General features: G+C 38.7%; 14 protein-coding genes. 11 read left to right on the top strand and 3 right to left on the bottom strand.

Features of this window, described 5'->3' with window-relative positions; translation table 11 throughout:
• Nucleotides 1–11: 11 nt before the first annotated feature.
• A complete protein-coding gene (gene rpoN / locus HYB91_RS01775) occupies nucleotides 12–1,403 on the top strand; it encodes an RNA polymerase factor sigma-54 (RefSeq protein WP_002675872.1) in 1,392 nt (463 codons plus the stop codon).
• A 31-nt stretch (nucleotides 1,404–1,434) separates the two neighbouring features.
• On the top strand, nucleotides 1,435–2,076 hold the full coding sequence (locus tag HYB91_RS01780; protein WP_002674140.1) for an MBL fold metallo-hydrolase: 642 nt from the start codon (nucleotides 1,435–1,437) through the stop codon (nucleotides 2,074–2,076).
• 6 nt (nucleotides 2,077–2,082) lie between these two features.
• Here HYB91_RS01780 and amrS read toward each other — a convergent pair whose 3' ends face one another.
• Complete coding sequence (amrS, locus tag HYB91_RS01785; RefSeq protein ID WP_002675871.1) at nucleotides 2,083–2,976, bottom strand: AmmeMemoRadiSam system radical SAM enzyme; 894 nt, start codon at nucleotides 2,974–2,976, stop codon at nucleotides 2,083–2,085.
• 48 nt (nucleotides 2,977–3,024) lie between these two features.
• A complete protein-coding gene (locus HYB91_RS01790; protein WP_002675870.1) occupies nucleotides 3,025–4,161 on the bottom strand; it encodes an L-threonine 3-dehydrogenase in 1,137 nt (378 codons plus the stop codon).
• A gap of 271 nt (nucleotides 4,162–4,432) precedes the next feature.
• Here HYB91_RS01790 and rpmH point away from each other — a divergent pair, with 271 nt between their 5' ends.
• From rpmH to cbiB, 9 genes are all read left to right on the top strand, one after another.
• The gene (gene rpmH, locus HYB91_RS01795; RefSeq protein ID WP_002667651.1) at nucleotides 4,433–4,588 is read left to right on the top strand and encodes a 50S ribosomal protein L34; all 156 of its coding nucleotides are present in this window, start codon (nucleotides 4,433–4,435) and stop codon (nucleotides 4,586–4,588) included.
• A gap of 11 nt (nucleotides 4,589–4,599) precedes the next feature.
• Nucleotides 4,600–4,956 carry a ribonuclease P protein component gene (rnpA, locus tag HYB91_RS01800; protein ID WP_010957225.1) on the top strand — a complete coding sequence of 119 codons (357 nt, stop codon included), beginning with the start codon at nucleotides 4,600–4,602 and terminating at the stop codon, nucleotides 4,954–4,956.
• Entirely contained in the window at nucleotides 4,953–5,174 is a 222-nt protein-coding gene (gene yidD / locus HYB91_RS01805; RefSeq protein ID WP_044909961.1) for a membrane protein insertion efficiency factor YidD, read from the top strand. The genes rnpA and yidD overlap by 4 nt, the downstream gene beginning before the upstream one ends.
• A 187-nt stretch (nucleotides 5,175–5,361) precedes the next feature.
• Nucleotides 5,362–7,110, top strand: coding sequence for a membrane protein insertase YidC (gene yidC, locus HYB91_RS01810; protein WP_002675869.1), 1,749 nt, complete (start codon nucleotides 5,362–5,364; stop codon nucleotides 7,108–7,110).
• Between the two features lie 195 nt (nucleotides 7,111–7,305).
• Entirely contained in the window at nucleotides 7,306–8,016 is a 711-nt protein-coding gene (gene jag / locus HYB91_RS01815; protein ID WP_002675868.1) for an RNA-binding cell elongation regulator Jag/EloR, read from the top strand.
• A gap of 213 nt (nucleotides 8,017–8,229) precedes the next feature.
• Nucleotides 8,230–9,087, top strand: a complete 858-nt coding sequence (locus tag HYB91_RS01820) for a DUF6675 family protein (protein WP_002675866.1) — start codon at nucleotides 8,230–8,232, stop codon at nucleotides 9,085–9,087.
• Nucleotides 9,088–9,098: 11 nt separating this feature from the next.
• Nucleotides 9,099–10,178 (top strand): peptidylprolyl isomerase, encoded by a 1,080-nt coding sequence (locus HYB91_RS01825; protein WP_002675864.1) that lies wholly within the window; start codon nucleotides 9,099–9,101, stop codon nucleotides 10,176–10,178.
• Nucleotides 10,179–10,201: 23 nt separating this feature from the next.
• Nucleotides 10,202–11,245, top strand: a complete 1,044-nt coding sequence (locus HYB91_RS01830; RefSeq protein WP_002675862.1) for an SH3 domain-containing protein — start codon at nucleotides 10,202–10,204, stop codon at nucleotides 11,243–11,245.
• Nucleotides 11,246–11,337: 92 nt separating this feature from the next.
• A complete protein-coding gene (gene cbiB / locus HYB91_RS01835; RefSeq protein ID WP_002675861.1) occupies nucleotides 11,338–12,402 on the top strand; it encodes an adenosylcobinamide-phosphate synthase CbiB in 1,065 nt (354 codons plus the stop codon).
• Here the strand turns inward: cbiB and HYB91_RS01840 are convergent.
• Complete coding sequence (locus HYB91_RS01840) at nucleotides 12,371–12,973, bottom strand: ATP-dependent Clp protease proteolytic subunit (RefSeq protein ID WP_002675859.1); 603 nt, start codon at nucleotides 12,971–12,973, stop codon at nucleotides 12,371–12,373. The two genes, cbiB and HYB91_RS01840, sit on opposite strands and share 32 nt — an antisense overlap.
• Nucleotides 12,974–13,029 lie beyond the last annotated feature (56 nt).

Here is a 13,029-nt window from a genome sequence, read left to right on the forward strand (position 1 = left end):
GTAAAAATTAGATGTTATTAAAGCAAAGGCAGCAGCAGATTTTATCTCAAAAAATGGTGATGAACCAGCAAATGTTGAATGCTGTTGCCCTGCTTAATTTATCGAGCGAAGAACTTCAGGAAGAGGTAATAAAAGAAGTAAAGCGGAATCCGGCCCTTGTTTTTAAAACCTCTTCCCGAGTGAGTGCCGCCTCCGCTGAGGAAGGGGATAAGCATCAAAGTTTTTTGGAGAGCATCGAAGATGATTCCCGCAAAACCCTTCAAGCTCATCTGATTGAACAAGCAGGAGAATCGATTGCGGACGAGTATGTTTTAGATGCGGCAATGCTCATAATTCAAAATTTGGATCAAAACGGTTTTTATTGGGTTCCTCTTGAAGAACTCTTTGCAGACCTGCTTGCCGAAAAAAAAATAAACCATGCGGAAATAAAAAAAGCCCTTAATATTGTCAGGCGGTTTGAACCGATAGGCTGTGCCTGTTCCGGTTTTAAAGAATCTCTTATTGTGCAGGCGGGAATTCTTTGCGAGTCGCCCAAAACGCATGAAATCCTTGATATTTATAAAACCATACATTCTCTTTGCGTAAAGATAATAAAAGAACACTATGAAGTTCTTGTCTTTGTTTCAGATTTAAAACTTTTTATAAAAAAACTTGCTCAAAAAAAAATCGATATGGATTTTGAAACGGCGGAAGAACTTGCAGAATTGATAAAAGCCTTAAACCCTAAGCCGGGGCTTGCCTATTCACGCAAAGGAGACGGCGAAAAATTTATTACGCCGATTGCCGAGATAAAACGGGAAGGGAACGAGCTTAAGATTATAATAAATGATGAGGAAGTTCCTGCCTTGGAGATTTCGCCCGAATATGAAAGAATAAAAAATTCCGGTTCAAAAGAAGAAAAAAAAGAGGCTTCGGAGTTTTTAAACAAGGCAGCTCTTTTTATGAATGTGCTTGCCTACCGCAATCAGACGATATTAAAAGTTTTAACTGCCCTTGTAAATTTTCAAGAGGCCTTTTTTTTAGGCCGCCCCTGCAAACCGTCCTCTGAAGGAGAGAGTGAAAAAATGCAGGCAGGCTATTTAAAGCCCTTAAAACAAATCGATATTGCAGAAATTGTGGGCTTAAGCCCTTCTACCGTTTCGAGAGTTTCAAACCAAAAGTATATAAGATGCGAGTGGGGACTCTTTGAAATTAAAGACCTGTTTTCGCCGGAAGTAAGCGGCGGATTATCAAAAGACTTTGTAGAAAAAGCCATACAAGAAATCATCGAATCGGATACCGAAAAAAAAACCGATGCCCGTATTTCTCAAATCTTAAAAGAACGCGGAATCGATATCGCCGTAAGAACGGTAAATAAGTACCGCAAAGAAATAGGCCTTCCTTCTTCTTATCATCGCAATTGACATTTTTGCCGAATTGCCGTATAAAAAAGGTATGGAAATTACGGAGATTTATACCGGCCCGCTTTTTGTAAAGACTTGGGCTCTTCCCTTGGATAAAAAAACGGTTCTCCTCGTTGATCCGGGCGGCACGGATGAGGAATTGATGGAATACCTAAAAAACAAAAATGCCGAAAGACTCGAGATTATGCTTACCCACGGACATTTTGACCATGTGGGCGGCGTGCCCGAACTTATGCTAAAATATCCCGATTCTTCTTTGTGGATTCATCATGCAGATGCGGGCTATCTGGGTAAAAACGGAAAAGAAAAGCATATTGCATGTTTTAGCCAAATCCGTGCAGAAAGATATATAAAAGCTTTGAAATACGATTTTCCGGAGCCTACTGCCTTGTTAAAAGACGGAGATATTGTAAACGGTTTTAAGGTTTTATATACTCCCGGGCATACCGAAGGCTCGGTTTGCTTTTGGAATGAGGAAGCAAAAGTCCTCTTTTCGGGAGATACTCTTTTTTACCGCTCCCATGGAAGAACAGACCTTTTGGGCGGAGACGATCAAAAGATGAAGGCTTCACTAAAATCTCTTTTAAATTTGCCTGATGACACTGCCGTTTATCCCGGGCACGGTTCCAATACTTCGATAGGAGCTGAAAGAGGCTGGATAGAAAAAATTTAGAGAATCTTAAATATTCCCCGGATAAACATATTTTAAATTTCTTTGGGCTGTCTTACATAGGTGCCTGATTGTTTCAGGCCTTGTGGGGGCCTTATCCCTCATCTTGTAGGCAGGGTAGAAGGCCGAGATATGAAGGGGTATATCCGGTCTTATTTTTGCAAGCATTTGGGAGAGGGCTTCCATTTCATCTTCTCCGCTGTTATATCCTTCAATAACCAAGCAGGTAACTTCAACATGAATTTCTGAGGCGGCTTTTTTTATAGTGTTTATTACGGGTTCTATTTTTCCCTTACAGACATTGGTATAAAACTGAGGGGAAAATGACTTTAGATCGATATTCATTGCGTCAACCATCGGAAGAATTTTATGTAAGGGTTCTTCTTCGATAAAGCCGTTTGTTACAAGCGCTGTTTTTAAATCTTTTTCTTTTGCAAGCGGGAGGACATCCTTTATATACTCATACCAAACCGTGGGCTCGTTATAAGTAAAAGCTATGCCGATAGAGGGCGTTTTTAAAACAGCCCCAATCAGCTCCTCGGGGCTGACCTCATCCCGATAATTGTTGGTTTTCTCCTCTATTTTTTTTGGAACGGAATGAACGAGGGAATGGTTTTGACAAAAGAGGCAGTCAAAGTTACAGCCGAAGGTTCCTACCGAGAAGATATAAGTAGAAGGATAAAAATGATATAGGGGCTTTTTTTCGATGGGGTCGAGGGCTGCTCCCAATACCTTGCCGTAGTTTAAGCTGTAAAGTTTTCCGCCTATGTTTTTGCGGCTAAGGCATCGGGAGCTTTGCCCCTCTTTTATAAGACATCTGTGAGGGCATAAAAGGCAGCGTATTTTATCGTCTTCATTTTCTAAAAAAGAAGATTCTTTTTTCCAAAATTCCGCTTCTTTCATAGCCCTCCTAAAGTTCTTTTAAAAAACTATTTTTTTAAAAGTCAAGGTTTACTTCTTTTTTGCAGTTCCCTTGGAAGGTTTGGCTGCCGGTTTCTTTGCTGCTGCCTTGGGAGCCTTTTCTGCCGGCTTCACTGTTTTAGTAGGCTTCGCAGACTTTGCCGGTTTTTTAGCGGCAGGAGCCTTAGCTGTGCTTACCTTTACTGCGGCAGGTTTTGCATTCGGAAGCTCGATTCCGAGTTTTTCGCTCAATTTTTCGAGCATATCCTTTGTCATGCTTTCAAGGGTGTACTTGGGCTTCCAACCCCATTCCTTTTTGGCACAAGAATCATCGAGGGAGTTAGGCCAAGAATCTGCTATAGCCTGACGTACTGGATCGACATCATAGCTCATCTTAAATTTGGGTATATGCTTTTTGATTTCTGCAGCTATCGTTTCGGGAGCAAAGCTCATAGCCGTGATATTAAAGGCGTTTCTGTGTTTTAATTTTGCAGGATCTGCCTCAAGAAGTTTAAAGATAGCGTTTAATGCATCGGGCATGTACATCATGTCCATAAGGGTTCCTTTTTTGATAAAGGAAGTATAGGCTCCTTTTTTTAAGGCTTCATAGTAGATATGAACGGCATAGTCGGTTGTTCCGCCGCCGGGGAGAGCCTCATAGGAGATAAGGCCGGGGAAGCGTACACCTCTTGTGTCTACGCCGAATTTTTGGTGATAGTAATCGCACAAAAGTTCTCCGGCAACCTTTGTAACACCGTACATTGAGGTAGGCCTCTGGATTGTGTCCTGCGGAGTCTTATCGGCAGGAGTCGAGGGGCCGAAGGCTGCGATTGAGCTGGGCACAAAAAGAGAATATTTTTGTTCTCGTGCAAGTTCCAACATATTATGTAAACCTGTAAGGTTAATCTGATAGGCTAATTGAGGATTTTTTTCGGCAACGGCTGAAAGAAGGGCTGCAAGGTGGATTATCGTGTTGACCTTATATTTTTTGCAAACCTCAAGAGTTTTTTTGCCGTCAAGGACATCGAGCTTTTCAAAGGGGCCGCTTCCGATAACCTTGGGTACATCTTTTTTTTCGATATCGGAAGCTATAACATTGTCGTTTCCGTACTCTTTTCTTAAAAACATAACCAATTCACTTCCGATCTGTCCGAGTGAACCGGTAACCAAAATTTTTCTTTTAGTCATACTATCTCCTTTTTTTTGCAGTATGTATTCCTGCCAAAAAATCTGTCTTTAATTTTACCATATTTTTATTTTATGTGCTAGATGTTAAAAAGCCTGCTTTTAAGAAAAAGTCAATACTACGATATTTTAAAATATTAGAATATTCAGCACTCTTGACTTTTATCCCTTTTATTGATATAATCCACAATCTTTAATGTGTATTGTCCTTAACAGGATTGTATTGAAATCTTTGAGCGGGGTTTCCCGCTCTATAATATAAGGAGTCTAGTTTATGAAACGGACATATCAACCAAGTAAAACAAAACGGGTTCGACGCTTCGGATTCCGTGCACTTATGAAAACAAAGGGCGGAAGGGCTGTTTTAAGCCGCCGCAGAGCAAAGGGCAGACGCAAGCTTTCAGCTTCCGACGAAAAAAAACCGTTCTAAGTTTCTCTTGAGTGAGTAATTTTACATTTTCCGGTGAAGAACGGTTAAGGGATCGGTCATGTATTAAGGCCGTATTTCAAAAAGGTCTTAAACTTAGCTTAAACGGAGTTAGTTTGTTAATCCTGCCTAATGGATTGGAGTACAATCGATTCTTATGTACTTTTCGACGAGGTTTCGGTTCCGCAGTGATGCGGAACAGGTCTCGGAGAATATCAAAAGAAGCCTATAGACATATAAAACATAGGTTAAAAACGGGAAACGACATTATCCTGCTGGTTTTTTCAGAAAAGGATTCTTATTCTCTTCGTTTAGAACAACTTACCGCCCTCTTTTTAAAAGCGAAAATGTATAATGATGAGGCTTTATGAGAAAACTTTTAGTAAGTTTTTTGTGTGCTTGTATAATCTTTTATCAAAAGGCTATTTCTCCTCATTTCCCGCCTAGCTGCAGGTATGAACCTACTTGCTCGCAGTATGCTATCGAAAGCATAAAAAAATACGGCCCATTTAAAGGTACCGGTATGGCTTTACTTAGGATTTTGAGGTGTAATCCTTTTTGTAAGGGAGGATACGATCCTGTTCCTTAAAATGATTAACCTATAAGAGTTATGATAAACAGCTCGGTAGAAATACTGCCTCACTGTTTATCTTCGAGTTTTGTGCAAAGCACAAAACATCGCATTATTGTATGTAGTTTTGCAAAAGCAAAACTACTTGAAAAAACTTTTTTCGCAAATTGATATTTGCTGCAAAAAGTTTTTATTGGAGTTATAATTGAAAAAAAATACTGTTTTGGCCGTTGTGCTATCAATGCTTGTTTTCGGAGGGTGGCTGTATATCCAGCAAAAATACTTCCCTACCGAATATAATGTTCCCCAAAAACCTGTTGCTCAGGCTCAGGGGCAAAATCCGACTTCATCTGAAAATGCCGTTCAAACTTCTTCAAATCAAATTTCTAATTTGATGATTGAGGCTGTTGCAGATTCGGACTATCCTTCAAGAGAACAAACCTACGTTATTGAGACCGATATTATTCGTGCTGTTTTTACAAACAAGGGCGGAGATATTATTTCTTATAAATTAAAGGAACATGCTTCAGCAGGAAGCGATGAGCGTGTTGAAATGATAGAAAATGTTACCGAAAGGAACAGGGCTCTTTCTTTGGCTTTAGGCGGTTATGATGCTCAAGCTGTCGATTTACTTTTTAATGTAAAAGAAGAAAGTCTTTCCGACGGGCGAAAGCAGATAGGCTTTTATCGGGACATAAAGCTAAAAAATACGGACGGTTCGGAAACCGTTTTTACTCTTGCAAAACGCTATACCTTTATCCCCGGCGATTATATGTTTACCCTTGAGGTTACTATTGACGGAAAAGAGGGAATGAGGGGACTTTCTTTCGGGGATAGTGCTTATACTTTACGAAGTGCTCCTCAGATCGGCCCTGAATGGGATAAGGTAAACGATAAATACGAATACAGAGCCCTTTCTTATTTTGCAAATGAAAAGAAAAAGGAAGATCGAAGTATTACAGACGGAAAAACAAAGGCTGTAAACGATTTAGCTTCATGGGTAAGCGTTTCAGGCAAGTACTTTTCCTTTATCATTATACCCAAAGATCCCATTCAAAAGATGTTTTTTTCAGGGATAAAGGAAGAAGGAGCAAAACTTCACAATTCCCAATTTTTTATTTCACGCCAACCGATTGTGGGAAATGCAGCCTATGACCAATACAGGGTCTACATAGGACCGAGTTCCGAAAAGATATTAAACTCTTATAATTCTGCAGCAGCCAATAATTACGGTTACGAAAATTTAAGAATAGACAGCCTTGCTGCATCAAGCGGCTTTTTAGCTCCCTTGGAAAGAGTTTTAAAATTCGTGATGGAAATTTTTTATAAAATTATTCCTAACTGGGGTGTAGCCCTTCTATTACTTACTCTTTTAATGCGCATCATCTTTTTCCCGCTTACCAAAAAAAGCTCGGAAGCTACAAAGCGTATGCAGGAGCTTCAGCCTCAGATTAATGAGCTGCAGCAAAAGTACAAAAATAATCCTCAAAAGCTCAACGCAGAGATGGTCAAGTTCTATAAAGAAGCAGGTTATAACCCTGCATCAGGATGTCTGCCTCTTCTTATTCAGCTTCCGTTCTTGTTTGCGATGTTCGGATTATTCAATAATTATTTCGAATTTAGAGGGGCAAGTTTTATTCCCGGCTGGATTCCTGACCTGTCGGTGGGTGACAGTATTTTGAAATTCGGTTTTACTATTCCGTTTTTAAATTGGACGGATTTAAGATTGCTTCCCATCATTTATACCGCTTCTCAGCTTTTGCATGGTAAGTTGACGCAAACTCCGGGGCAGTCTCAGCAAAATCCTTCTATGAAGATAATGATTTATTTTATGCCTTTGTTCTTCTTCTTTCTTTTTTATAATGCTCCTTCGGGGCTCTTATTGTTCTGGACCTTTTCCAATATTTTGATGCTTTTACAGCAGCTTATAATCAATAAGTCCATGAAGAAATAAAGGATAATTATTTTAGTACTAGGAGATGAGATAAACAGTTCGGCAGGAATTCTGCCTCGCTGTTTATCTTCGAGTTTGCCTTTCAGGCAAACATCGTATTATTATATGTGCTTTTTCACTTCGTTGCAAAAGCACGGAAAAAACTTTTTTCATGATTTGATAATCCTTGCAAAAAGTTTTTATGGGAGAATAGATATGATATATGAATTTGAAGGAAAGACGGAGAGGGAGGCTATCGATATTGCGGTAGCTAAGCTCGGTCTTGAAAAAGATCAGTTTGATGTTGAAATTTTAGAAATTCAAAAAAATTCTTTGTTTAAAAAAGGTCATGCAAAGATAAGGGTGCATGTTGATGAGTCTTTAAGGACCAACATGAGAAATAATTCCGAACAGGCTGAAGAAGAGCAAACCCTTAAAGAAGATAAGGATTTAAGAACCTCTGAAGATGTTTCGGAAGGAGCGGAAAAGACAAGGCTCTTTATTCAGACCCTCGTTGAAAAAATAGGTTATGACTGCTCCGTTTCATTAATCGCTTGCGATAAAAAACATTTTTCTTATAGAATTAACTCTAAAGATGCTGCCATGCTTATAGGTAAGAAGGGTAAAAATCTTGACTCTATACAGCTTTTGGCAAATGTATATGCCGGTACCATAGGCCATGCCTATGCCAGGGTGTCGGTAGATTGTGAAAGCTATAGAATAAGAAGAGAGGAGCTGCTTATCCGAATGGCTTATGATGTAGCCGATAAGGTCCGCATGACAAAGAAATCTCAGCTTTTAGAGCCTCTTAATCCCTATGAGCGCAGAATTATACACACAACCTTAAATGCCGTAAACGATATTGAAACCAAAAGTGAGGGAGATGGTTTATATAAGCAGGTTCGTGTGTTCTATAAAGGTATATAAGTATAGCAGGCGGACTCAATCCTCGCAGAGGAAAGCCATGAATTTTAGGGGGTGTGATAAACAGTTCGGCAGAAATTCAGCCTCACTGTTTATCTGCCGAGTTTGCCTTTCGGCAAACGTCGCATTATTGTATGCAGTTTGTAAACAAACTGCGTGAAAAAACTTTTTTCGCAAATTGCTATTTGCTACAAAAAGTTTTTATGGGAGTTTTTTATGAAAAAAATTAAAACGCTATTCATATTTTTTGCAGTCTGCCTGTTCCCGATTTTTTCAGATAACGGCGTAGATGCACGCAATATTGAGCAGAGGCTCTCAGACATTCTTGATCCAAAGGTAGCAGCCGAGCTTGTTCAAAAAAAAGAAATACTTAAGTTAAAATACGGGGCTTCAAACATGAACCCCGAAATGCTGCCCGTTTCAGCTCTTTCGAAAAAAATGACTTCTTTATTGTCGAAAAAAAAGCCTGTTTTTTTAGGTGAGTTTATATCTTTGTACAAAAAAGAAGGCCCCAATAATCCTGATGTGTCTAAAATATTGCGTCATATTTCCGGTCTTGAAGGTATTGAATACTTTTCAAACACTTATCAGGAAATGAGGACTCTTTATCTGACATCACATGCAGTAAAAGAAGTAAAAACTTCAGACGGCCTTGTTTATGAGCGTATAGATGATCCTTTAAATGAGGACTTTGACGGCTCGGAAATTCTTGCCCGGCACATCGATGCAACCTTCGGAGATTTTATTTATAAATACCGATATCTAAAAGAAGGCAGTGATATTGGTATGATATGTGTAAATACACAGAAGATTACACATCCGGATATGAGTCTTATTTCTCTCCAGCCTGATGCGATGGCTTTATCTTTAGCTGTATATGATTTTGATGATTATATTTTAATCCATTGTTTAAGTACCGCAAAATTTCCTACAATACCTTTTATAGGCGGCAGAGTAAAAAGAGCTTTTTCTTCACGGTTGACGGCCGTGTATAATTGGTTTATGGATGAATATAAATGTGCCGAAAAAGGTATCGAATATAGTGCTAAAAAAAGGAATAATTCTGATAATTAAGGAAAGATAAAATGAAAAAATTATGGATTATGATTATTGCAATTGCATTTATGATTTTAGTTGCGGGAACTGCTGCTGCCATTATAATAACAAATTCCGGTTCGGAAAAAGGAGATAAAAATATGAATAATTTAAAGAATATAGAAGCTTTAAAAGAAGATGGGCTCTATGCTGCTATCGATACCGATAAAGGGTTGATTGTCCTAAAGCTTTTTTACAAAGAGACCCCTTTAACGGTATGTAATTTTGTAGGATTGGCTGAAGGAACTCTTGATGCCGCTAAGGGGAAACCATTTTATGACGGACTCACCTTTCACAGGGTAATAGCCGACTTTATGATTCAGGGCGGAGATCCTACCGGTACAGGTTCAGGCGGCCCAGGTTATAGATTTCCTGATGAGATTGTAGAGGATTTAAAGCATAATGGCCCAGGTGTTTTGTCAATGGCTAATGCAGGTCCCGGAACTAACGGTTCACAGTTTTTTATTACTCATGTTGAAACTCCTTGGCTTGACGGTAAGCACACGGTTTTCGGACGAGTTGTTGAAGGTCAAAATGTTGTAGATTCAATTCAACAAGGCAACAAAATTAAAACCGTTAAAATTATAAGAACAGGAAATGAGGCAAAGGCTTTTAAAACCGACCAAGAGGCCTTTTATAAATACCTTGCCGAAACTAAGGAAAGCGAAAAACGCAGAGCTGAAGCTTTTGCAAAAAAAATGGAAGATTTGATTAAAACGAAATATTCTCCTGCAAAACTTGATGATGACGGTGTATATTCCTTTGTTGTAAAACAAGGTAAGGGAGATACGCCTAAGCAAGGGCAAACCCTAACTATGAAATATAAGGGTTCCCTTTTGGAAAACGGAAAGGTCTTTGATGATTCCGATATGCATAAGCCTTTAGAATTTCCTGTGGGACTTGGCCGTGTTATTCCGGGCTTTGATTCCCAATCGGCAAAAATGACTTTGGGTGAAAAACGAATTATCATTATTCCTCCTCATCTTGCTTACGGTGAAGCAGGTGCAGGCGGAGTTATTCCCCCGAATGCTTACTTAGTTTTTGAACTTGAATTGTTAAATATAAAATAACATAAAAAAATAAGGAGTTGTTTATGAAAGTAAATTTTGTTAGAAAATTTGTTTTACTGTTGTGTGTTTCGTTCTTTGCTTTTGCTTCTTGTACAAAGGAAGACGTAACTTCAAAATCCGAATCTGAAAACCCTGAGTCCATGGATTCAATGGGAAAAGATTCTCCTAAAGAATCAATGGCTGAAGTAAATGAAGACGGAGTTATCTATGTGCACCGTGCAGGACTTTATACCGAAACGAATGACGGCAAAATGAAATGGACGGCAGAAGCTTCATTGGGCGATGTTGCTATTTATCTTGGCGAGAAAAAGGAAGCTCAGAGAACTGACGGCCAAAAGCGGGAATTCTTCCATATTTCTTTAAAAGATAAGGAATATTGGATTCAAGACTATTGTTATGAGCCTAATACGATTGCAGGATTTATTTCTGCTGCAGATACGGTTTTATACAAATCGGATTCTTTAACGGCTGTTACGGATGAAATCATACCTCAGTATTTTATTGTTGCCGTTTATAAAGACAGTTTAAACAGCTCTAACCAGAAATTTGTAAAGATTGCAGCTTATTGTCCTGAACTGGTAACTTCGTGGATTGTAAAAGAAAAGTATGCCAAACGAGATACTGTCGAATTTCAAAAAGAAAATGTAGCAGCAATGGTTCTTGCACAAATTGCAATGGAAACTCAAAGTGAAACAAGCAGGGCCGAGCTGTTTCAAAACGCTATTGAAATGGATTCGAGATATAGTGATGATATAGCAATTTTACAAAATCTTGCTCAAGTCCTGGATGCAGAGGCTGCTTTTTTAAAGAAGCTTGTAACCGAAAAAATTGACAAGAAATTCACTGCAAAAGAAGATATAGATCTTTTGAGTATTCCGTCTTCAGAAGGTGAACCAAGAGTATTGGCATCCGTAAAAGCCGATACCCTTCTTTATGCTTCAAAAAAGGTTGTCTTTGTTAATATTGTCGGTGGTAATGACGATAGTTCTCCTCAGACCGAATGGTACTATGTACAAAATAAACAAAAAAAAGGCTGGGTTCAAGCTTCATATCTTGAAGAAAAATAAGTTTTTTGTTTAGCGAAAACCGTCTTGGCTTTAAAGGCCGGACGGTTTTATTTTAGATTAGTTCTATATTAGACTTAAGATCTATAGTCAAAATGAATTTTAATTTTTTAAGCTTTTCCGATTTTGTTTTTTCACATATTAATTTTTTTATTTTATTGTCTGCAATCATTCTTGATTTTATTTTAGGGGATCCTTATTCTTTTCCTCATCCCGTAAAATTTATCGGGAGCCTTATAAAAAAAGAAGAAGCCCTTGCTCGGTCTTGTTTTAGTTCTCCGAGAGGTTTAAAGTTTGCAGGTTTTTTGATTGTCATTTTCAATGTTAGTTTCAGCTTTTGTCTTATCTTTTTCTTTTTAAAATTATTATATCCTTACAAGATTTTATACTTTATTTTTTCAGTATGGATCAGTTATACATGTCTTGCAGCCCGCTGCCTTCAAAAAGAATCTATAAAAGTTTTTACGGCCTTGCAGATGAGTCTTGAAGAGGGAAGAAAGCAGATTGCAAATATTGTAGGCAGGGATACCGAGCCTTTGGATGAAAAGGGAGTGAGCCGTGCTTGTGTTGAAACTATAGCCGAGAATACAAGCGACGGGGTTATAGCGCCATTGTTTTTTATGATGTTATTGGGGCCTGCTGGCGGTATAGCTTATAAGGCTGTAAATACCATGGATTCTATGCTCGGCTATAAAAATGAAAAATATGCCGACTTGGGATTTTTTCCGGCAAAGGTTGACGATATTGTAAACTATATTCCGGCCCGCCTTTCGGCCTTGCTTATTCTTGCAGGTTCTTTTTTTTGTAAACTGCGAAGGCCCTCACAAAACGGTTCACAAAAAAGAATTTCAAACAAAATAATGACGGAACTAGCTGCAATAAAAAGAGGTTTTAAGATTTGGCGGCGGGATTGCAGAAAACATTCAAGTCCCAATTCCGCTCATCCTGAAAGCGCTGCTGCCGGTCTTTTAGGTTTAAAACTGGGAGGCCCGAACTATTACGATGGAGAGCTTGTCGAAAAGCCCTTTATAGGGGACGAGGTTTTTGAAATTGAAGATGAAGATATAAAAAGATGCATACAGTTGATGTATGCATCCGAGATTTTTATGTTTGGGCTTTATGCTTTTTTTATTTTTCGGGAATATCTTTTCGGTTTTTAGCTATTTTTGAAATAAGACCGTATTCTACGGATTCTTCAGCATTGAGCCAGCAATCCCTGTCCGTATCCTTTGCAACCTTTTTTTCATCTGTGCCTGTTTCTTCTGCAATGAGTTTATTTATTTTTACCCTCATCTTTTCAAGCTCTTTGGCGTGTATTTCTATTTCGGTTGCAACTCCCTTTATACCGGACAATGGCTGATGTATAAGGTAGTGGCTGTTAGGCATACCGAAACGGCGTTCCTTGCTTGCAGCAAGGAGTATGATGGATGCTGCGCTGGCAACAAGGCCCATACCTATTGTGTAGACGGGTGCCTTGATAAATCTTATCATATCGAAGATTGCAAAACCGGCATCGGCATCTCCCCCGGGGGAATCTATATAAATATAAATAGGCTTTGTTGCCGACAAGGACTCCATGAGTAAAAGTTGGCGTACTATTTTTTCGGAAAGCTCTTTGTTGATTTCTCCGGCCAAAATAATCTGGCGTGTATTAAGAAATTTTTGCATCAAAGCATCGTCATCATTTGTTTTATTTTTTTTCTCTTCGTTAGTTTCATTTATAAAGTTCATGTAAGCTCCTAAAATTTTTTCGTTCACAAAACTAATATACAAAAAATTTAAACTAT

It is taken from the genome of Treponema sp. B152 (assembly GCF_024181665.1).
Lineage (GTDB): Bacteria > Spirochaetota > Spirochaetia > Treponematales > Treponemataceae > Treponema_B > Treponema_B denticola.

Bases quoted from the DNA above. Each gene is read 5' to 3' on its own strand.
- rpoN (WP_002675872.1), top strand. From the start codon at position 12: ATGTTATTAAAGCAAAGGCAGCAGCAGATTTTATCTCAAAAAATGGTG.
- HYB91_RS01780 (WP_002674140.1), top strand. From the start codon at position 1,435: ATGGAAATTACGGAGATTTATACCGGCCCGCTTTTTGTAAAGACTTGG.
- amrS (WP_002675871.1), bottom strand. From the start codon at position 2,976: ATGAAAGAAGCGGAATTTTGGAAAAAAGAATCTTCTTTTTTAGAAAAT.
- HYB91_RS01790 (WP_002675870.1), bottom strand. From the start codon at position 4,161: ATGACTAAAAGAAAAATTTTGGTTACCGGTTCACTCGGACAGATCGGA.
- rpmH (WP_002667651.1), top strand. From the start codon at position 4,433: ATGAAACGGACATATCAACCAAGTAAAACAAAACGGGTTCGACGCTTC.
- yidD (WP_044909961.1), top strand. From the start codon at position 4,953: ATGAGAAAACTTTTAGTAAGTTTTTTGTGTGCTTGTATAATCTTTTAT.
- jag (WP_002675868.1), top strand. From the start codon at position 7,306: ATGATATATGAATTTGAAGGAAAGACGGAGAGGGAGGCTATCGATATT.
- HYB91_RS01820 (WP_002675866.1), top strand. From the start codon at position 8,230: ATGAAAAAAATTAAAACGCTATTCATATTTTTTGCAGTCTGCCTGTTC.
- HYB91_RS01825 (WP_002675864.1), top strand. From the start codon at position 9,099: ATGAAAAAATTATGGATTATGATTATTGCAATTGCATTTATGATTTTA.
- HYB91_RS01830 (WP_002675862.1), top strand. From the start codon at position 10,202: ATGAAAGTAAATTTTGTTAGAAAATTTGTTTTACTGTTGTGTGTTTCG.
- cbiB (WP_002675861.1), top strand. From the start codon at position 11,338: ATGAATTTTAATTTTTTAAGCTTTTCCGATTTTGTTTTTTCACATATT.
- HYB91_RS01840 (WP_002675859.1), bottom strand. From the start codon at position 12,973: ATGAACTTTATAAATGAAACTAACGAAGAGAAAAAAAATAAAACAAAT.